9 protein-coding genes are annotated in these 21,880 nt (G+C 68.6%); 1 reads left to right on the top strand and 8 read right to left on the bottom strand.

Going from position 1 to position 21,880, the window contains the following annotated elements:
- Positions 1-35 precede the first annotated feature (35 nt).
- Positions 36-1,586 (top strand): acyl-CoA carboxylase subunit beta, encoded by a 1,551-nt coding sequence (locus tag BLU62_RS22675; RefSeq protein ID WP_074852176.1) that lies wholly within the window; start codon positions 36-38, stop codon positions 1,584-1,586.
- A 101-nt stretch (positions 1,587-1,687) separates the two neighbouring features.
- Here the strand turns inward: BLU62_RS22675 and BLU62_RS22670 are convergent, their stop codons facing one another.
- The 8 genes from BLU62_RS22670 to BLU62_RS22635 form a co-directional block, all read right to left on the bottom strand.
- A complete protein-coding gene (locus BLU62_RS22670; protein WP_074852175.1) occupies positions 1,688-2,665 on the bottom strand; it encodes an IS481 family transposase in 978 nt (325 codons plus the stop codon).
- A 105-nt stretch (positions 2,666-2,770) separates the two neighbouring features.
- A complete protein-coding gene (locus tag BLU62_RS22665; RefSeq protein ID WP_074852174.1) occupies positions 2,771-6,151 on the bottom strand; it encodes an arabinosyltransferase domain-containing protein in 3,381 nt (1,126 codons plus the stop codon).
- Entirely contained in the window at positions 6,144-9,401 is a 3,258-nt protein-coding gene (locus tag BLU62_RS22660; protein WP_084811932.1) for an arabinosyltransferase domain-containing protein, read from the bottom strand. The genes BLU62_RS22665 and BLU62_RS22660 overlap by 8 nt, the downstream gene beginning before the upstream one ends.
- 151 nt (positions 9,402-9,552) lie before the next feature.
- Positions 9,553-10,761, bottom strand: a complete 1,209-nt coding sequence (locus BLU62_RS22655; protein WP_074852172.1) for a DICT sensory domain-containing protein — start codon at positions 10,759-10,761, stop codon at positions 9,553-9,555.
- Positions 10,762-11,035: 274 nt separating this feature from the next.
- Positions 11,036-11,575, bottom strand: a complete 540-nt coding sequence (locus BLU62_RS22650) for a Dps family protein (protein WP_074852171.1) — start codon at positions 11,573-11,575, stop codon at positions 11,036-11,038.
- A gap of 166 nt (positions 11,576-11,741) precedes the next feature.
- Positions 11,742-15,020: an arabinosyltransferase domain-containing protein gene (locus BLU62_RS22645; RefSeq protein WP_074852170.1), complete on the bottom strand. Its 3,279-nt coding sequence runs from the start codon at positions 15,018-15,020 to the stop codon at positions 11,742-11,744.
- A complete protein-coding gene (locus BLU62_RS22640; RefSeq protein WP_425284579.1) occupies positions 15,013-18,330 on the bottom strand; it encodes an arabinosyltransferase domain-containing protein in 3,318 nt (1,105 codons plus the stop codon). Before BLU62_RS22640 ends, BLU62_RS22645 begins: the two co-directional genes overlap by 8 nt.
- Positions 18,331-18,466: 136 nt before the next feature.
- Positions 18,467-21,829: an arabinosyltransferase domain-containing protein gene (locus BLU62_RS22635; protein WP_074852168.1), complete on the bottom strand. Its 3,363-nt coding sequence runs from the start codon at positions 21,827-21,829 to the stop codon at positions 18,467-18,469.
- Positions 21,830-21,880: the final 51 nt, after the last annotated feature.

Raw genomic sequence — 21,880 nt, 5'->3', positions numbered from 1 at the left:
ACGAGACATCGTGGTCGCGTAGAAAGTGAAGGACCGTGACTGACACCACCGCAGGCAAGCTCGCCGACCTCCGGCAGAAGCTGGAGGCCGCTCGCGAACCCGGAGGGGAGAAGGCCGTCGCCAAGCGTGCCGCGAAGGGGATCTGTTCCCCGCGCGAACGCCTGGCCATGCTGTTCGACCCCGGGACGTTCGTCGAGATCGGTGCGCTCGCCAAGATGCCGGGCGCCGCGGAGAGCGGTTACGGCGACGGTGTGGTCACCGGCCACGGCCTCGTCCACGGACGCCCGGTGGCGGCCTTCTCGCACGACCAGACCGTGTTCGGCGGCACCGTCGGCGAGATGTTCGGCCGCAAGGTCGCGTCGCTGATGGAGTGGGCGGGCAAGATCGGTTGCCCGATGGTCGGTATCAACGACTCGGCCGGCGCCCGCATCCAGGACGCGGTCACCTCGCTCGCCTGGTACGCCGAGATGGGTCGCCGCAACGACCTGCTCTCCGGTCTCGCGCCGCAGATCTCGGTGATCCTCGGCAAGTGTGCCGGCGGTGCCGTGTACACCCCGGCCAACACCGACATCCTCGTCGCCGTCGAGGACAAGTCGTACATGTTCGTCACCGGGCCGGACGTGCTGAAGCAGGTCAACGGCGAGGAGATCTCCGCCGAGGACCTGGGCAGCGCCCACAACCAGGCTCGCTGGGGCAACATCCACCACATCGCGCCCGACGAGAAGGGCGCGTTCGAGTGGGTCCGCGAGTACCTGCAGTACATGCCTTCGAGCGCGTATGAGCAACCGCCGGTGATCAATCCGGGACTCGAGCCGGAGATCACCGAGTCAGATCTGTCGCTCAACGAGTTCATGCCGGACAACGACAACGCCGGTTATGACATGAAGGACATCATCATCCGGCTGTTCGACGACGGGGCCTTCCACGAGGTGGGAGAACTGTTCGCGCCCAACATCATCACCGGGTACGCACGCGTCGACGGCCGGTCGGTGGGCGTCGTCGCCAACCAGCCGAGCGTCATGTCCGGTGTGCTGGACACCGATTCGTCGGAGAAGGCAACGCGTTTCGTCCGTATCTGCAACGCCTACAACATCCCGCTGGTGTTCCTCGTGGACACCCCGGGCATCCTCCCCGGCCTGGCCGAGGAGCAGAAGGGCACCATCCGCCGGTCGGGTCGCTTCCTCTACGCCTACGTGGAGGCCGACGTCCCCAAGGTCACCGTGGTGCTGCGCAAGGCCTACGGCGGCGCCTACGCGGTGATGGGTTCCAAGCACCTCGGTGCCGACATCAACTTCGCCTGGCCGACCGCCAAGATCGCCGTCATGGGCGCCGAATCGGCCGCGGCGGTGCTGACCCGCCGCCAGACGGAGGGTCTCTCGGCCGCCGAGGCCGACAAGGTCCGTCGCGACTTCATCGACTTCTACAACACGATGATGGCCACCCCGTACCTCGCTGCCGAACGCGGCTACGTCGACGCGGTCATCGAACCCGCCGAGACCCGTCTGCAGCTCCGGAAGGCGTTGGCGCAGTTGCGCGACAAGCAGGTCCTCAAGACCCCGCGCAAGCACTTCCTGATGCCGATCTAGCGCCGCGCGCGCAACCATCCGCAAACCCACCCTTTTTCGGCAAACCCTCCCCTTCGCGAGGGGGAGGATCTGCCGAAAAAGGGTGGGTTTTGCGGTGGGCGCTAGTTGTAAGACCCGGGCAGGTTGTGAACGTGTAGGCGTTCGATCGGGGTGAGTCCGCCGATGCCGGTGTGGGCTCGGTGGTGATTGTAGTGGTGTTGCCAGTCGTCGTAGGTGGCTGCGCGGACGGTCTCTGAGCTGTAGAACTCGGCGTAGGCCCATTCCGAGGCCAGGGTGCGGTTGAATCGTTCGACCTTGCCGTTGCTTTGCGGACGGTAGGGACGGGTCTTCTTGTGCTTGATCTCGGCGCCGAGAGATTCTGCGAAAACCTTTGAGCGGTAACAGGCGCCGTTGTCGGTCATCACTCGTCTCACAGTGATCCCATGTTGGCTGAAGAAGGCGCTGGCGCGGTCCCAGAACTGCGCGGCGGTCTCTTTGCGTTCGTCGGTGAGGATCTCGGAGTATGCCAGCCGGGAATGGTCATCGACGGCGTGGTGCAGAGGCGCGTACCCCGGGCGGTGTTTCTTGTTGTGCCGGTTGCCGATCGTGCGCCCGAGTTTGCGGTGGCCGCCGCCTTCGGGGATGCGGCCGAGTTTCTTGATGTCGATGTGGATCAGGTCGCCGGGAGCGTCGTGTTCGTAGCGTCGTGGCGGTGTCCGGCGTACCGGAAGCCCGGTGGCCTGGTCGAGGTGACGCAACAGCGGCATCCGATACCGGCGCAACACCGCCTCAACGGTCGATTTTGCTAGCCGCAGGTGCGCAGCGATTCGTGCAGCGCCCCAGCGACGCAGGAACCGCAACTTGATGATTCGACGTTCCCGGCGCACGGGAAGCTGATGGGGTGACCGGTAGGGGCGGCTGGACCGATCTGCCATGCCGGGCTCACCGGTCTGCCGGTAGCGGTCGGCCCACTTCTTGGCCGTGGCCGGTGAGCAGTTGAACCGTTCGGCGGCCCGTCGTAGAGGCCAACCCTGGTCGACGACGCACTGAGCCAGGGTCAGACGGCCACGTTCGGTGAGGAAGGCATTACGGTGGGTCATGAGGGCCTCTTGGTGATCGGCGTGTGTGTGGTAACCACATCGATACCGGAGGCCCTCACCTGTTGACCGGCACCACGCCGTTCACAACCTCCCCAAGAGTTACAGCTAGTTCTTGATCGCCCGCATCGGCCCCGGGGTCCACAGCCCGTTACGCGTGTCGGTGGTGATGGTCAGCTCCGCGTCGGTCTGCGGGAGGATCGGGGTGAGACTCTGGAGCATGCCCCAGTCCTTGGCCCAGTCGTTGCGCAGATAGGACGGGAGGACGCGCGGGTACAACTCGTTCTCGATGATGCCCAGCGGGCCGCCGTAGTCGCCGTCCATCCAGCGCTGGGAGTTCACCCGCTCACCCTCGCGGTCCGGTGCGATACGCCAGACGGGGGTTTCCAGGACACCGTTCTTCACCTGGGCGGGACGCTGGCACGGGAAGGCGAGCGCGGATTGCCAGTCGATGAGGACCGGGTCCTGGCTGCCGACGAGCGAGTTGAGGTCCGTCATCGTCGACACGCGGGGCGGGGTCACCGCCAGCCACTGGTCGCGCAACGGCGAGTTGTCCTCGGCGAGAACGCGAACCACGGTCGCCCCGGGCGGTGCCTGATCGAGCGGGAATCGTAGGTTGCGCCATTCGGGGGCTCCGCCGATGTCGAGTGGGATCATCTGCCCGGCGGGCGCCACGGTACCGTCCGGGGAGACGCGGCCGAACTGCAGGCGCACCCGCTGCCCGGGCCGGGTCACGGCCAGGTCGTCGACGTACTCCACCTGACCGGCGACCGACATCGTCACCAGAGGCTGATCCTCGGAGCGCTGTGCGGGCAACTGGTACCAGTCGGACGTCAGGCGCCCGGTTCCGGTGGGGGAGTTGTACGTTCCGAGGACCGGTGTCCGGGCGGGTGACAATCCGAACGGGAGTCGGACCATCGACCCGTTCACACCTGCCCGGGCCGTCCGGCCGCCGGCGGTGTCGCTCGAACGCGTGTCGTCCTCGGTGCTGCCTTCGGTGGTGGGGTCGGACTGGGTGCGGTCGACCTGCGCTGTCGCGGTGCCCGACGACGATTCGTCGGACTCCTCCTCGGATGCCTCGGACAGATCCGACGCCACGCCGTTCGGGTCGAAGCCGACCATGTCGGGGCCGGCGAGGGCCGCGCCCGGTGTGGGATCACTCTGTCCGGCAACGCGTGCGGGCGTCAGGAAGCCGGTGTTCGGGTCGCTCTCGACGAGCACGGCGTGGGCGAGTGCGCAGGGTTCGCCGCGCAGCGCATTCACATTGGAGCTCAGCCACGACCATGAGTTCCGTTGCGTCCAATCGGCTTTCGCGAACGACACCAGCGTGAACACGAGCATCACCGACGACACGACAATGATCGACGGGCTGCGCAGCCGGGCGAACCCCGAGCGGGACGCACCGGTCCGGACCGCGTCGTCGACATAGTCGTCCCGGAAATGCTGCCACAGGCCGAGTGCGGTCAAAGCGATGGCGACGGCGAGGATGCCGGACCACAGGGGGATGCCCTTGACCTCGGGAACCGCGTCACGCCAAGGGATGCCGTAGCTGCCGACGTACCACCACTGGTTACGCCCGGAGAACGCGAGTGCCAGCACGTAGGCGCAGGCCGCGGCGAAGAACGTCCGATTGCGGCGTCTGCGCATGATGGCACGGTCGGCGCAAGCCGTGGCGACCGCGGCGAGCGCACCGCCGATCGCGGCGTACACGCCCATCTGGTGGGTCCACTTGGTCGGCTGGAAGGCCATCAGTACCACCGAACCCGCGATCATGGCGAGCAGACGCCAGGTGGGTGCGGTGGCGATGCCGGGTAGGCGGCGCCTGCTGAGCAGCATCACCACGACCAGGATGAAGCAGGCGAACACGATGAGAACACCGAACCGACGGGCGATTCCGCCGTCCGCGGTCGGGTTCATCAGCATGTAGTAACGCATGGGCTCTTCCCACCACTTGTTGGTGGGGCCGACCTGCCCGTTCACCGACACGCCCTCGAGGATCGGGGCCAGCGGCTGGTCGGCGAAGATCTCGAACATCACCGCGAGGCCGGCGGCGAGGATCGGCAGCAGCAGCGGCCACGATCCGTCGCGCTTGCGGCGCGTCATGAAACGCCGCAGCAGCGGCCGGATTCCGGCGATGAGCGCGACGGCGGCGATGACGCCGGTCGGATGGATCGTCAGGGTGAACGCGGCCGAGACGATCGCGACGGCGAGCGGGAAGAACCTGCCGGTCGCGATGGCACGCTCCACGGCAACCCAGGTGAACAGAGCGCCGAGCGCGATCAGGGGTTCGACGCGCAGGCCGTTGTTGTACGGCATCCACACGGCGAGGAAGACCAGGGCGGCGGCCCACATCGCCGGGCCCGACTCGCGAACCGCCCGTCCGAGACGGGGAATGGCGGCCCGGCTGATGAGCCACCACGACGCCAGCGCGAACATGAACGGCAGCAACCGGAGCCACGGGGTTGCGGTGCTGACCTCCATCCACAGCGACAGGTACTGGTAGTGCCAGCCGAACGGGTCCTGTGGGACACCGAAGTAGCGGTAATAGTTGTCGAGGTAGCCCGCCTCGCGCGCCACCCGGCCGACGGTGACCTGGTAGCCGTCGTCGGCGGTGTTGCCGCCGACGAACAGCCAGATCACCAGGATGCCGGCGACGAACACGTCGACGGGCCGGATGCGCCACCACCCGGCCGGGAAGATCTTGTGGTGTCCGCGTGCGTCGCGGGCGTCTAGGACGGCCAGCGCGAGGAGCGAGAGCACCGTCGACGCGACGCCGACCACGAGCAGCCAGAACTTGAGATCGGTGGGGGTGGAGACGAATCGCGTGTCGATGGTGGACCGATACGACAGGCCTTCGGTGGACACGTTCGGCGGCAGACTCGAGTAGACGCCGATGATCTGCGGCCGCGCGTTGGGGTCGTCGATGTCGAAGCGGTGCACCGCACCCTCGGTGTCGGGCAACCCCTCGATGGCTCCGCGTGAACCGGTGGTGTCGGCATCGACGACGATCCGGCAGTTCGGGTTGGTCTGGGCCGCGTCACGAGGTGTGTTGAGCAGCACCACATTCCGCTGAACGACCTGGATCGAGTCGGCGGTGGCGCGGATGAACAGGCCCACCTTGCCGGCCTCCGCGCCGCCCTCCGGCACGGTCGACAGCAGCACTCCGCCGCTCGCGGGTAACGACTGTGCGAGCGTGCACGGGACGGTGATGTCCATCGACACCGGCACGAACGACACGTTGGGAGCGGCGACGTTGGCCACCGAACCCTGTTGCGGCCACGTCAGTTCGGCCTTGGTGTAGTCGACCGGCAGGAACGGGCTCAGCAGTGCGAGCAGGATGCCGACGGCGCCGGCGACCATCGCGACGATCCGTGCCTGCCCCGCATGGCGTTCGGCGAAACTCGCGGGAGCCGTCCCCTCGTGGTTCCGCCCGGGCTGGTCGGCCGGCGTGCTCTCGCCGTCGGGTCGGACGTCAGTACGGTCAGTCATCTTCGGGCACCACCCTGATCGGGCCGGGTCGGGACCATCCCCAGGTGGTCGCCGAACCGGTCATCACGTCCGCGGGCCGGGCAGCCGGCACCAGCGGGTCCAGTCGCTGCAGGTTGCCCCACTCGCGATACCAGTCGTTGTCGAGATATGTCGCCAGCGTCGACGGCCGGGTCAGTGCCTCGACCGTCGTCAACAGACCGCCGTCCTCGGCGGCCATCCAGGTCTTGGACTGCGAGTTGGCGATCCACGACTCGGGCAGGATTCGCCACTCGGGGATGTCGACGATGCCGTCGCGCGCGGTCATCGGCTGCTGGCACGGGAACACCGCACCGGCCGCGAAGTCGATGAGCACCGGATCAGTGGACCCGACGACGTCCTGCAGGGTCTCCAGGACCGGTGCGCGGGGCGGCGTGACGGCCAGCCACTGATCGGCGTCGAGGTTGTTGTCGCGAGCCACGATCCGCATCGCGGTCGCGCCGTCGGGGATGCGGTCGGTCGGGATGCGCAGATTGCGCCACGGCCGATTGGTCCGTTCGGCGTCGATGGGGACCGCCGGCGCGCCGACGGTCTCGAACCCGCCGGCCGATTCCCGTCCGAACTGCACCTGGAGCGTCTGCCCGAAAATCGGGACACCGTCACGGTCGAGGGTGGCCACGGCGCCGGCCGCGGTGATGACGATCAGCGGCGAGGAGCCCCGGGCGGGCAGCTCGTACCAGTCGGTGGTCAGCGACGCCTGGCCGCTGGTGTCGCCGTGACTGCCCATCACCGGGGTGGTCGCCGGGTCGAGCCCGAAGGGCAGCGCGGCGGTGCTGCCGTTGACGCCCCGCGGCCCGACGCCGCCCGTCGTGCCGGGGTTCGAGCCGTAGACGACGAACGTCTTGGAGAGGTCCGCCGAGGTGTTCATCACGCCCGGCTTCTGCGCGCCGGCCTGCGGTGTCAGGTCGGGCTTCACACCGTCGGGGCCGAATCCGGACGACTGACCGGCGAGCGCCGCCGAGGCCGACACACCGTCGGCGGGAACCAGCATGCCGCGGTTCGGGTCGGGTTCGACGAGTACGGCGTCGGCCATCGCGCAGGTGTTGCCGCGCAGGGAGTCGAGGTTGGCCGACAGCACGGTGAAGGTGTCGGCACGACTGACCGAGGCCTTGGCGAACACCGCGAGCTCGGACACCACGATGAGGAGCGCGATCACCGCGATCGGCGCCGAGGCGACACCGACACGCCAGCCGGCCGGTGCGGCACCCTGGGCGTGCGCCAGACCGGTCTCGTCGACGAAGTCCATGCGCAGGTGCTGCCAGATCGCGAACACCAGCGCGACGACGGCCAGCGCGAGCAGCACCGTCGACACCTGGATGCCGGCGATCACCGGCGCCTTGTCGAACCAGGCGATGCCGAAGTTGTACGGCCACGGCCACGCGTTCTTGCCGGCCGCGGCCGCGGCACAGGCCACGAGCAGACCCGCGACGAGGATGGACAGGTTGCGCAGCGTCCGACTCGCTGCCTGGCCGATCGCGACGCAGGCGACCGCGGCCAGCGCGGCTCCGAGGCCGGCGAAGATGCCGAACTGGATCGTCCACTTGGTCGGCGTGAACGACAGCAGCAGGATCGTCAGCAGCGATGCACCCAGCACGCGCCACACCGCACCGGGATCGACGCCGTCGATCCTCTTGCGGCGCAACATGATCGCGAGCACGAGGAACATCGACACGGCGAACAGCAGCACCGGGATGCGTCGTGCGAGCGCGCCGTCGGAGTGGTTGACGGCCAGGAAGTAGTAGCGCAGCAGCTCCTGGTACCAGGCGAGGGTCGGGCCGACCGAGTAGCGGATGCGGATCGCCTCGAACACTGTCGCCAGGGTCTGGTCGCGGAACACGACGATCACGACGAGCGCACCGGCGCCGAGGACGGGTGCGAGTAGCGGCAGCAGACCGTCCTCACGACGTCGGCGGACGAGGATGCGCAGCATGGGCCGTGCGCTGGCGATCAACAGGGCCAGCGCGACCAGACCGTGCGGAGCCAGCGCCAGGGTCAGCAGCGCGGTGAGCGCGGCGAGCGCCGCGGGGAGTATGCGGCGCGTCGAGACGGTGACCTCCACCGCCCACCAGGTGAGCAGCGTGCCGAGCACGATGATGCCCTCGCTGCGCAGGCCCGAACACATCGGCAACCAGAACGCCAGGAACACCGCGGCGCCGGTGAGCATCGCCCACTGCGACCGCCGGACGGCGCCACCGAGACGAGGCAGCAGCACCCGGCTGAGGATGAACCACGCGGCGAGGCCGGCGATCAGCGACGGCAGGCGCATCCACAGGCCCGTGGTCGAGATCGTCGACCAGTAGGCGAGGAAGCTGTAGTACCAGTCGAACGGGGCTTCGGGGATGCCGTAGAAGCGGTAGTAGTCGGACAGGTAGCCCGCGTCCGCCGCGTTGCGGCCCATGTTGAGGATGTAGCCGTCGTCGGGGGAACCCGCGCCGAGGAAATGCCACACGACGAGCGTCAGGGTGACGCCGATGTCGGTGGGCGTGGGACGGAGGACCGAACGCCAGCGCAGTTTGGCGCCGATGCGACGGTGATAGCCGTGGAGGCGATCCAGCCGGCCGACGGCGACCAGCGCGACGATCGCCGCGATGATCCCGACGATCATGACCAGCCATTTGATGACCGACGGTGACGAGGCGAACCGGTCGTCGATCTCGATCCGGACGTCGATCCCCGACGCCCGGACCTGCTCGGGGGTCAGCGCGGTGAACACGCCGGCGACCTGCGGATTCGACGACGGTTCGGCCAGGCCCACGTCGCCGCCACCGGCCGACGTGGCCCCGGGCGGCAATCCGACGAACTGGGCGCCGGTCGTCGTGGCGTCGGAGAAGAAGCGCAGTTCGGAACACCCGCCCAGGGCGGAGCGCGGCACCGACGCAAGTATCTTGTTGCGGACCGAGACGGTCACGTTCGCGGCGTCGGCCACCACGAAGAGACCGTTCTCACGCGCCTTGGTGGCATTCGCCGGCATCGTCGACAGGACCGTCGTGGCGGCATCGTCGGGCGTGCTCGCCAGGGCCCCGCACGGGATGGTGATCCGTACGTCGCGCGCGGTCTGCGCGACCAGCGGTGCCGTGACCGATGCCGACTCCGCGCCCAGTTCCTGGCCTCCCGGCCAGGTGATCGACGCCGTCGACGTGCTGACCGGCAGAAACGGGGTCAGGACACCGGCGACGACCGCGACCAGTCCGGCAACCGCGGCCACGATCGCCACGGTGCGGGAGGAACGGCCGGAAGACCGCTCCGCAGGGACATCGGCGCCGACGGATGGCTCGTCTGACTCGGACACTCCAGGCGACTTCGGCACAGGCGCATCGTAGTCAGCGATGCTGTGACATTCCCAAATCGAGCACTGCCGCCGGGAACTAGGCGAACCGCGTGAGGATCGAGTGAACGGCCTGCGTGACGGTCATCCGGTCATAGGTCTGCACGAACTCGAAGGTGCGTTCCAGGTCGGGTCCGGCATCGTGCTGGTCGCGGGCGGCGAGAAGCGCCGCGAAGTGGGGGCCGAGGACGGCCACATTCCACTCGTTGATCAGGTCGTCCTCGGGGTCCAGCGGCGCGCGATGCACGTTGCCGTCCCGCACGTCCGGGAGTCCGACGCCGTAGACGCCGGCCAGACCGGTCTTCTCCGACATCTCCCGCCACCGCTTGGCGGTGCGGTCGGTGAAGTGTTCGGCGAACTGGAAGGTGCCCAGGACGATGGCGGCGCCCCCGATCGCGGCCTGGTGCTCGAGCGCCTTGCTCATCTCGATGAGCAGCCTCTTGTTGCCCAGGCGCGGCTCGATCGACGTCGACGCGATGCGGTACGGGGTCGACTTGTCCGGGCCGGGGGTGGTCCACACCGGCATCTCGGGCAGCGGTACGACGGTCCGCGTCGCCAGCACCGCCGGGTCGGACACCGGCGGATACAGATCGCCGATGCCGAAGGCCGCACCCATGGTCTGGGCGGTCACCCGGCTCGGCTCGTCGTCGACGCCCTCGGCGATGACCACGGCGTGGCTGCGTTCGGTGTGTGCGGCCAGGGCGTGCGCGAGCTGTGCGGCGTCGGCGGTGGCCTGCTTCGCCAGGAGTTCCGCGCCGGTGACGATGATGTCGGGTTCGACCAGGGACAGCAGGGTTGCCGCATGTTCGCTGCGGACCAGGCCGTCGACGCAGATGATCTTGCCGGCGGCGCGGGCACGGGCGACTCGGGCCAGAGTGCGCTGCGGGCTGCGTTCGACGGCATCCGGCATGATCACCATCACGTGGCGCTCGAGCGTGCGCGCGGTGTCGTCGTCGAGGTTGTCGATCAGCTCGAGATCCAGGTTGACCAGCAGCGGGAGGATCTTGGCCAACGACTGGGCGCGCGGGGTGGCGGCCATCTGACGTTTGCGTTCGTCCAGGACCGGATGCTCTTCGACGAGTCGCGCGGCCCGTTTGAGGGCGGCTGCGGTCGCGAGTCGGGTTCCGGCGGGTCCGCGGAGCTGCAGTTCGACGGCGGCCAGGGCGCCGTCCGACAGCCGGCAGACCGGCGCGAACTGCATGTGGAGCTCCAGATCGTCGAACAGCGTGAATGATCGTGTCTCAGCCACACGTACCTCCCCGTCAGAGCGAGGACGCCCCGATTGATCCGGTCGGACGCAATGTCTTCACATCCTGTTCACGGCAAAAGCCTGTGCTCAGCGTAACAAAGCGACATCGGACGGACGTGCGACAACCACCGCCGGCATCGAGACGTCTCGGTTGTCGGTGTGGGCGGCTTCGAGAGGGGAAACCGCGGCCGCGAGGTGGTGGTGGGGGCGTCGCGGCCGCGGTTTCGGTGAGGGCCGAGGGAACGGCCATCACCGGGTCTAACGTGCGGGTCGGTCAGCGCGCGGCATCGGCGGCTTCCTTCTCGCCGCTGGCGCCGGCGTGAGTCAGTTCGCCCGTGTAGCTCTCGAGATGAGCGCGGACGAACCACTGGAACTTCTCGAGTTCGGCCGTCTGACCGATCAGGTTGTCCTCGGTGATCGGGTCGATCTCGCCGATCTTCTCGATCGCGTCACGGTGTGAGGTGATGAAGCCGTCGTAGACGAGGTCGAGCGCGCCGAGGTGGGCCTGCGCGGTGTCGCGGCCGATCGAGTAGTCGCTCCACGACCGGTCGGTCTCGATCGCCTTGGCCGTGCCGTTCGGCGACGAGCCCAGCGTCGCGATGCGCTCGGCGAGGGTGTCGGCGTAGCCGCGTACGAGTTCGACCTGCGGATCGATCATCTCGTGGACACCGATGAAGTTGGCGCCCACCACATTCCAGTGGATGTGCTTCAGGGTGAGATGCAGGTCGTTGAGCGCACTGAGCCGCTCCTGCAGGATTCCGGCCACCTCGTCGGCCGCTTCCGTACTGAGTCCTGGTGCAGTGAATTTACTCATGACACGACGCTAGGCCGCGTCAGCGGAGTCTTCGAGGGACGCCGGCGATGAGTGACGCAACCGAGACGGCAGGTCACGGTGAGATAACGAAGACGTGCCGACCGGTTTCGACGGGGATGTCATGGGTAAGCCCGCGACACCCCCGTCGCCGCAGTACAGAGCGGTGTCAGTAGCCGCTCGAACGCATCGGTGCCGGGTCGTACAGGCCCGAGCGTCGCGCCTCTCCGAGGTCGAGTTCGGCGGGCGGGGCCGGGATGATCTCGGTGAACCGCTGCAGTCCGCCCCAGTCGCGTCCCCAGTTGTTGCGCAGGTAGGTCGGCAACAGGGTCGGACGGAGCATCGCCTCGGTGATGCCCAGCGGACCGCCCGCGGTGCCCGACATCCACGTCTGGCTGTTCTTCCGGGTGGCCTCCGCGTCGGGCATGATCCGCCACTTCGGGACCTCGAGCACGCCGTATCGCACCTTCATGGGCTGCTGGCACGGGAACACCAGGCCGGGGAGCCAGTCGATGAACACCGGGTCGGTCTGCCCGACGACGTCGTTGAGCGTCGCCAACGTGCTGACGCGCGGCGGTGTGATGGCCACCCACTCCGACGACGCTGCCGCGGTGTCCTCGACCAGGATGCGCACGACGGTGGACCGGTCCGGGGCGTCGGCGAGCGGGAAGCGCAGGTTGCGCCAGGTCGGGGTCTCGCCGATGTCGATGGGGAACATCTGCCCGGTCGGCACGACCCGGCCGTCCGCGCCCACGCGTCCGAACTGCGCGATCACCTTCTGGCCGGCATGTACGACACCGATGCCGTCGACGGCCTCGACCGATCCGGCGACCGCCATGGTGAGCAGCGGTGCGGCGTCGGAGCGTTCGGGCAGCTGATACCAGTCGGTGGTCAGCGAGGCCGAGCCCGACGGCGATCCGTAGCTGCCGAGAACCGGTGTGGCGGAGGGATTCAGGCCGAACGGAAGGCGGACCGTCGAACCGTTGATCCCGCGTGCGCCCTGTCCGCCCTCGGTGCCGCCCTGCGCCGACGAGGAGTCGCCGGACTCATCGGCCCCGGCGCCGGTCTGCGCGGTGTTCTGCGCGGTCGTCGCGGACGAGTCGTTGCTCTCGGTCGCGTCCACCGACAGTTTGTTCGGGACGCCATTGGGTGTGAAGCCGATGGCATCGGCGCCGGACAGCGCCTGTGCGACACCGGGTGCGGGGCGGCCGTCAACCGCTGCGGGGGCGAGCAGGGCCGCCGTCGGATCGGGCTCGACGAGCACGTCGTTGGCCAGGCCGCACGAATTGCCGGTCAGCGCACGAGCATTCGACTTCATCCAGGACCAGGAATCCCGCTGCTCGTAGGCGCCCTTCAGGAACGATGCGACCATGAACAACACCATCAGACCCGAGATCACCGGCAGCGGTGAGAACTTGAGCTTCGAATACCAGTGGTCACCGCCGCGGGTACGGGTCTGTTCGTCGACGAAGTCGTCGCGGAAGTGGAACCACAGTCCGGCCAGGGCGGTGACGACCGCCGCGAGGAGGATGAACCACGCGACGTTGACCCCGCCGACGGCCGGCGGACGGTCCCACCACGGCACGCCGTAGCTGCCGACGAACCACCAGCCGTTGGTGCCGGCGAAGGAGATCCCGGTGATCGCGAGAACCGCGGCCGCGAAGAAGGTGCGGTTGCGGCGTGACCGCAGGACGGCGGGCGCCATCATCGCGCCCGCTGCGGCGGCGAGGCCTGCGGCGATGCCCGCGTAGACACCGAAGTGGTGGGTCCACTTGGTCGGGGTGAACGCGATGAAGAACATCGTGCCCAGTGTGACCGCGACCAGGCGCCAGATCGGCGCGCGCGCAACCCCGTTCGGATGTTCGCGACGCAGCAGGCGCAGCAGGACGACGAACAGGCACAGGATCATTGCCAGCACGCCGAAACGACGGGCCAGGGTGCCGTCCGCGGTGGGCAGGATCAGGTAGTAGTACCGGATCGGTTCCTGCCACCACTCGAGCGTCGGTCCGACGTCGGAGGCGACCTTGTTGCCGGCGATCAGCGCACCGAGCGGTTGGTCGTAGAAGATCTGGAAGAGGACCGCGGTGCCCGCCGCCAGGATCGGCGCGAGCATCGGCAGCAGTCCGTCACGGGAACGGCGCGACACGACGGTCTTCACGATGGGCCGGATGCCGGCGAGCAGGGCGGCGACCGCCATCAGTCCGCCCGGCGCCAGGGCCAGCGTGAAGGCGGCCGTCACCACCGCGATCGCATACGGCAACAGGCGGCGCGTGGCGATGGCCCGTTCGACGCAGCACCAGGTGAGCAGCGCACCCACGGCCTCGGCGGGTTCGGGACGCAGACCGTTGTTGAACGGCAACCAGATCGCGAGGAAGACGAAGGCGGCCGACCACACGGCGGGCGTGCTGTTGCGGACCGCGCGACCCAGGCGCGGGATCACCTCTCGGCTGATGAGCCACCAGCCGAGGAGTCCGAGCAGGAAGGCGGGCAGGCGCATCCACGGTGTCGCCACGCTGACGTGTGTCATCCACGAGATGACCTGGAAGTGCCAGCCGAACGGGTCCTGCGGGACGCCGAAGTAGCGGAAGTAGTTGTCCGCGTAGCCGGCCTCGCTGGTGATGCGGCCGACGGTGAAGTTGTAGCCGTCGTCGGAGGTGTTGGCGCCGGCGAACCACCAGAAGGCGAGGATCGCGAACACCGCGATGTCGGGCGGGCGGATCGTGAACCAGCCGGTGGGCAGGAACCGCTTGTGGGAGCGGCCGTCCCGACGGTCGAGGATGCCCAGCGCGATGAGCGACAGGATCGTCATCACGATGCCGATCACGATCGCCGCGAGCTTGAGGGGCGTCGCGGAGCTGACGTAGCGGGTGTCGATGGTGGCGTGCAGCGACAGCCCGTTCCGGGACGCGTCGGCGGGCAGATCGCTGTAGATCCCGACGATCTGCGGACGCATCTCGTGGTCGGGGATGGCGAACTCGTGCAGACCGCCGGAGGTCGCGTCGGGGGCGGGCAGGCCCTCGAAACGGCCGTCGACGCCCTCACCGTCGGCGTGCATCACGATGCGGCAGTTCGGGTTCGACTGCGCTGCTGCGCGATCGGTGTTGAGGAGCACCACGTTGCGGTCGATCATCGTCAGCGTGTCGGCGGTGGCACGGACGAAGAGGCCGCGGGCGGAATCGTCCTGGCCGCCCTCCGGCGTCGTCGAGAGGAGGACGCCGCCCTGCGCGGGCAACCGGGCGGCCAACGAACACGGCACGGACATGTCCATGTCGATCGGGACGAAGGCCACCAGCGGGGCCGCCACATCCGAGACCGAGTCACCTTGCGGCCATCGGAGTTCGGCCGTGGTCTGGTTCACCGGCAGGATCGGCGTGACGATGGCGAGCAGAAAACCCAGCAGGCCGGTGACGACGGCGACGATCTTCGCGGTGCGGTTGGATTCACTCATCGGATTGGGGCTCCACCCTGATCGAGCCGGCGCGTGACCAGCCCCATTGCGTCGTCTGTGCGGTGTCGATCTGTGCGTTCGGTGCGTCGGGGACCAGCGGCGTCAGCTTCTCCAGGGCGCCCCAGTCGCGAGCCCAGTCGTCCTTCAGGTAGGTCGACACGGCCCGTGCCGAGGTCGTCGCCTCCGAGACGCCGAGCAGACCGCCGTCGACCCCGGCCTGCCAGGTCTTGGACTGCGAGTTGGTCAGCGGGTAGTCGCCCAGGATCCGCCACTGCGGAACCTGCGCTACGCCGTGCGAGACACCCATCGGCTGCTGGCACGGGAAGTGCGAGGCCACACCGAAGTCGATCAGGGTCGGCGCCGACGATCCGACGACCTCCTGCAGAGACTGCAGCTGCGGCGCACGCGGCGGGGTGATCCCGATGAACTGCTTGTCGCCGAGGTTGTTGTCCTGCAATGACAGTCGCATCACGGTCGCGGCCGGCGGGGCCGCCGACATCGGCACCCGCATGTTGCGCCACGGCCGGTTGAGGATCACCGGTCCGGGGTCGGTGGGCAGGATGTCCGGACCGACCTGCTCGAACGAGCCGTCGGGGCCGGGGCGGCCGAACTGCACGACCATCTTCTGCCCGAAATTGCGAACCCCGAAGGTGTCGATCGTCGAGACGGCGCCCGCGGTGCTGAACACGAGCAGCGGCGACGCGGAACGGTCTGCGGGTAGGTCGTACCAGCCGGTCGTCAGCCGGGCCTCGCCGTTGTATCCGTAGCTGCCGAGGACCGGTGTGGTGGCGGGGTCGAGTCCGAAGGGGAGTTTGGCGGTCGAACCGTTCACGGTCTCGGGCCCGCGACCACCGGTGGTGCCGGCGCCGAGTCCGCCGGTGATGGCGAACGGACGGGCCATGCTCGCCGAGACGTTCATCTGGCCGGGTCGTTGACTTCCCGGTTCGGGCTGCAGGTCGTCGGGGATGCCGTTGGGGGAGAAGCCCACCGGGTTCTCCCCGCGGAGTGCCTGGCTGCTCGACGCGCCGCCGGCGGGCGTGAGCATGCCTGCGTTCGGATCGAGCTCGACGAGCACCTCGTCGGCGAGTCCACAGGCGTTGCCGCGCAGGGTGTTCAGGTTCTCGGTGAGCACCGTCGGGGCGGGGTACCGGGACACGGCGGCCTTGACGAACAGCAGCATCTCGACGACTACCAGCAGGCCCGCGATCACCGCGATCGGGGAGGAGGCGAGGAACAGGCGACGTCGGTCCGCGCGGGTTTCGCCGGGACCGGTGTCGCTGTGTGCGAGTCCGCGATTGGTGACGTAGTCGAGCCGGAGGTGCTGCCACACCGCCAGCGCGGCGGCCAGGACGGCGAGGATCAGGAACAGCGTCGACGCCTGGTAGCCGGCGATGACGGGCGCACGGTCGAACCAGGAGATGCCGTACTCGTACGCGAACGGCCAGGAGTTGTAGCCGGCCATCGCCGCGGCCATCGCGAAGAGCAGACCCGAGACGAACACGGTGAGGTTGCGGGTTGAACGCGCCGCCGACTGCGCGACGGCGATCGTCGCGGCCGCGGAGATCGCCGCCGCGAGGCCCGCGAGCACGCCGAACTGGATCGTCCACTTGGTGGGCGTGAACACGAACAGCAGCAGCGTCACGCCGACCGCACCGACGAGGCGCCAGACGGGGCCGGGGTCGATGCCGCGAATCCTCGTGCGGCGCAGCATGACCGCGACGACGACGAAGAGGCCCGCGAGGAGGAGCAACAGCGGGACGCGGCGTGTCAGGCCGCCGTCGTCGGTGACCACCGAGATGAAGTAGTACCGCAGGAACTCCTGGTGCCAGGAGATCACCGGACCGACGGTGTAGCGCAGCTTGATCGCCTCGAGCACCGTCGCGAGCGTCTGGTCCCGGAAGACGACGACCAGGACGACCATTCCCGCGGCGACGATCGGCGCGACGAGCGCCGCGGTCGCGGTCCACTTCGAGCCGCCGAGCTGATCGCGTCGTCGGAGCAGGATGTGCAGCAGGGCCCGCGCCGCGACGAGCAGGATGGCCACGCCGACGACGCCGTGCGGGGCGAGGGCGAGGGTGAACCCGGCGAGCGCCGCCGCGAGGGCCGCCGGCAGCAGGCGTCGGGTGGAGATGGCGTATTCGGCTGCCCACCAGGTCAACAGGGAGCCGAGGACGATGATGCCCTCGCTGCGCAGTCCGCTGCAGAACGGCAGCCAGAACGCGGTGAACGTCAGGGCTGCGGCCCAGGTCGCCCACGCGCTGCGGCGCACGGCCGGGCCCAGGCGGGGCAGGAGGACGCGGCTCAGTACGAACCACGACACGAGACCTGCGACGAGAGCCGGGATGTGCATCCACAGGATCGACGGCGAGATCGACGACCACACCGAGAGGAAGCTGTAGTACCAGTCGAACGGCGCCTCGGGGATGCCGTAGAAGCGGTAGTAGTTCGCCAGGTACCCGAACCCGTCGGCGGTGCGGCCCATGTTGAGGATGTAGCCGTCGTCGGGTGAGCCGGCGCCCAGGAACAGCCAGATCAGCAGAAGTGCCGTGACGACCAGATCGGTGGCGCGCGGCTTGAGCGAATGCCACCAGGCGCGGCTGCGGATGTGTCGGTGGTAGCCCAGGATGCGGTCGAGCAGGGCGAGTGCGACCAGCGCCACGATCACCGAGATCACGGCGAGGACCATCACGATCATCTTCAGGACGGTCGGCGACGACTCGTACCGGTTGTCGACGCGGATGGAGACCGACATCCCGTCGGCGGCCGCGGCGCGGGCCTGCTGTGGACTCAGCTCACTGAAGATCCCGGCGACCTGTGGGCGCTTCTCGGGCGGCAGCGCCGTCGAGTCGCCGAGACCGACGAACTGGGCGCCCGGCCCGCTCGGGGCGGAGAAGATGTGGAGTTCGCGGCAACGGTCGAGGTCGGCGCGTGCCGCCGTGGCGGCGACACTGTTGCGGAAGGTGACGGTGACGGCCTGATCGGAGCCGGTCACCCACAGCGACGAACCCTTCGACTTCGGCGCGCTGACCGGCATCGTCGACAGGATGACCCCGGTCGGTGCGCTCGCCAGCGTCGAACACGGGATGCGGGCGTCGAGCGTCTGCGGGGTCTGCGCGATGAGCGGCGCCATCACCGACGACGTCTCGGCGTCGAGCTCCTGACCTGCGGGCCAGGTGATGTCGGCGTCGGTGGCCTTGACCGGCAGGAGCGGCGTGAGAGCACACAGCACGACGCCGAGGACCCCCGCGACGATCGCGATCAGACGGGCGGTACGTGCGGAAACACGGGACGTCGGGGCTGTCACAGGCACGGTGCTTGATCGTATGCGACCGGCACCTGCCCACCTAGCGCCCACCCTTCGTGGCTCGCTGCGCTCGCACCTCAGGGATCGAGGTGAAGCTTCGCTCCCTGAGTAGCCCGGAGCTTGCGGAGGGCGTATCGAAGGGTCAGTGCCGGATGGGCGCCGGACTCCACAGACCGCTGCGGGTCTGGGTGCCGGTCTCGATGTCGGCGAGGGTGTCCACGGCGCCGTACGGCTCGTATCGTTCCAGGGCGCCCCAGTCGCGTCCGATGTCGGCCATCAGATAGGTGGGCAGTGCGGTCGCCTGTTGGGACACCTCGATCCAGCCGAGCGGACCGCCGCCGAAGCTGTTCTGCCACGCCGACACGGCCGCGGCGAGATCCGACCCCGGCTTGATCCGCCACTCGGGGATCTCGGCGACGCCGACGTCGTGGGTGAACGGCCGCTGGCACGGGAACCCGAGGCCCGACGTCCAGTCGATGTGCACCGGGTCGGTGCTGCCGACGACGTCCTGCAGGGTCTCCATCTGCGGCACCCGCGGCGGGGTCAGCACGATGAACCGGTCCTCGTTGAGGTTGTCGTCGGTGGCGACGATGCGGACCGCGGTGGTGTCGGAAGGCAACTCGTCGGTGTTGTAGCGCAGGTTGCGCCAGGCCGGGCGCGGGCCCGGGTCGATGAGTTCGGTCTCCCCGGCTGCGGTCAGGTCGGCGTCGGTGGTGTCTGCCCCGATCGGGTCCGAGGTGTACTCGAGCATCACGTTCGGGTTGTCGTACTCGCCGGCCACCGACATCGTCAGCAGCGGACGGTCACGCCAGTCCTTCGGGAGCTCGTACCAGCCGGAGGTGAGACGCGCCGGGACCTGGTCGAGCTTGGAGTAGCTGCCCATGACCGGAGTGGTCTTCGGGTCGAGGAAGAACGGCAGGGCCGCGGTGCTGCCGTTGACGCCGGGTTCGGCGATCTCGCCGCCGCCGGTGCCGCCGGGGTTGGAGTTCAGGATCTTCGGGTCCGCCCAGACATTGCCGGACAGCACGCCCAGCGAGCCTTCGCTGGCGGTCGACGACAGGTCCAGGGGAACGCCGTTCGGTGAGAATCCCGAGGTCGCCGGGGAGGCGCCCGGTGCCGGTGCCGGTCCGCCGAGAGGATTGGTCAGCGACGAGTCGACCGGGCGCAGCATGTCGCGGTTGGGGTCGGACTCCACCCACACCTTGTCGGCCATCCCGCACGGCTTGCCGGCGACCGCGGCCAGGTTGGACCGCGGGACCGAATACGACGAGCTCTGGTGGATGCCCGCGAAGATCGCGGTGATGATCTGGAAGACGACGACCGCCATCGCGAGGTATGCGAGGGGTGCGGCCGCCATCGAGGCGAACAGCCGCCGGTACCAGCGCTGGTCGGAGGTGTCGACGGGTTCCGCAGGACCCTCGTCTGCCGAATGCGGATCGGTGCCGGTGAACGGTTCGCGGAAGTGGAACCACAGCGCGACGAGGAGCAGTGCGAGCGACCCGTAGAGCAGGACGCTGCCGAGCATCACTCCGCCGATCGTCACCTGCTGGGTTCCCCAGGGCATTCCCCAGGCCGAGTAGTAGTAATACGAGTTCGGTGCGGTGAACGCCAGGCCGCCGACGAACAGGACCAACGCGCAGAACAGGGTGCGGTTGCGTCGTGAGTGCATCGACTGCTGACTGGCGGCGATCGCGGCGATGGCCGCCAGCGCGGCGGCGATCCCGGCGAACACGCCGAAGTGATGGGTCCACTTGGTCGGCGTGAACATGAGGAACACCAGCGAGGCGAAGGTGATCGCGACGATGCGCCGGGTGGGTCCGATCGCGGTGCCGGGGATGCGGTTCTTGCGGATCAGGACCGCCGCGGACACCACGAGGCCGAGGATCATCGCCAGGACCGCGAAGCGTCGTGCGATGGAGCCGTCGGCGGAGAAGGCGAACAGCGCCGAGTAGCGGCCCAGCTCGTTGTACCAGTTCATCGACGGCCCGAGGGCGGTCTTCATGCTCGACGCCTCGGAGAACGAGCGCAGCGTCAGGTTCGAGAACACCACGAAGACCACGACGCTCCCGGCGGCCAGGATCGGTGCGATCAGTGCGACGAACGACCATCTCAGCGCGTGGCGCGAGGTCGAGTCGCCGGTGATCACCCGGGCGCGTTTGATCAGCGCCATGATCATCGGCCGTGCGCCGGCGATCAGCGCCGCGACCGCGAGCAGGCCGGTGGGACCGGCGGCGATGCTGAACGCGCCGACCAGGCAGGCCACCGCGGCGGGCAGCATGCGACCGGTGGCGATGGCGCGCTCGACCGAACACCAGGTGAGGAGCGCGCCGAGGCAGATGATCGGCTCGGGACGCAGACCGTTGTTGAACGGGAACCAGCAGGCGAGGAAGGCGAAGGCAGCGGTCCACGCCACCATCGGGCGCGTGATCGCGGCGCGTCCGAGCCGCGGGAGGACCTCGTGACTCACGATGAGCCACACCAGGATTCCGCACACGAGTGCCGGCAGTCGCATCCAGGGGCTGGCCACCGAGACATGGCTGAGCAACCCGAAGACCTGGTAGTACCAGCCGAACGGGGCCTCCGGTGCGCCGTACCAGCGGAAGTAATTGGCGGTGTAGTCACTGTCCTGCGCCACCCGCGACATCGTCAGCAGGTAGCCGTCGTCGGAGGTGTTGGGGCCGATCATGTGCCAGAGGATCAGCGCACCGATCACCAAGTAGTCGCGTGCGTTGAGGCGCCACCAACGGGCCGGGAAGATGCGGCGATGACGACGTCCGTCGGTCGCGTCGAGAGCGGCCAGTGCGGCGAGCGAGAGCAGGGTCGAGGCGACGCCGACGATGATGACCAGCCACTTGGAGATGGTCGGGGCCGTGTTGTAGCGGGAGTCGACGGTGACATGCGCGTCGAGACCGGCGATCTCGGCCGCCGGGCCGGACAGGTCGGTGAAGATGCCGGTGACCTGCGGTCGCTGGTCGGGCCAGTACTTGAAGGCCTCTTTGTCCTCGGTGGTGCCCTCGAGCGGGTCGCCCGCATCGTTGGTCATCCCGACGAATTCGGCTGTCACCGCATCGGAATCGGCGTGCACGACGATCTCGCGGCAGTCCTGGGAGCGGATGTCGGAGAGGCTCGCCGAGACCAGCGGAACGTTGCGGATGACCACCTCGACGCCCTGGCGGTCGGCGGGGGCGTCGGCGGCCCCGGTCTTGCGGATGAACAGGCCGCGTTCGGCCGACTTCTCCGCCTGCTTGGGTGTGGTCGACAGCAGGACCGACCCACCGGGAGGCAGGTCGTCGACCGCCGCGCACGGGATCGTGACGTCGAGGTCGACGGGGGTGTAGCCGATGAGCGGGGAGGCGACGGAACCGATCTGTCCGTTCTGGGGCCAGCTGATCTCGGCGGTCTTCTGCTCGACCGGCATCAGCGGCGTGGCGAGCGCGAGCAGGAACCCGAGCAGGCCGGTGACTATGGCGACGATCCTCGCTCGTCGAACGGTCTGCGCTGGCACAAAGAGAGATGGTAGCCGCTGAGGTGTCTCGCCCCGGTCGGCGAGGCGACA

The organism is Gordonia westfalica (assembly GCF_900105725.1).
GTDB classification, from domain to species: domain Bacteria; phylum Actinomycetota; class Actinomycetes; order Mycobacteriales; family Mycobacteriaceae; genus Gordonia; species Gordonia westfalica.
The sequence above is the reverse complement of the archived record's forward strand: the minus strand, read 5'-3'. Positions and strand labels throughout refer to the sequence as shown.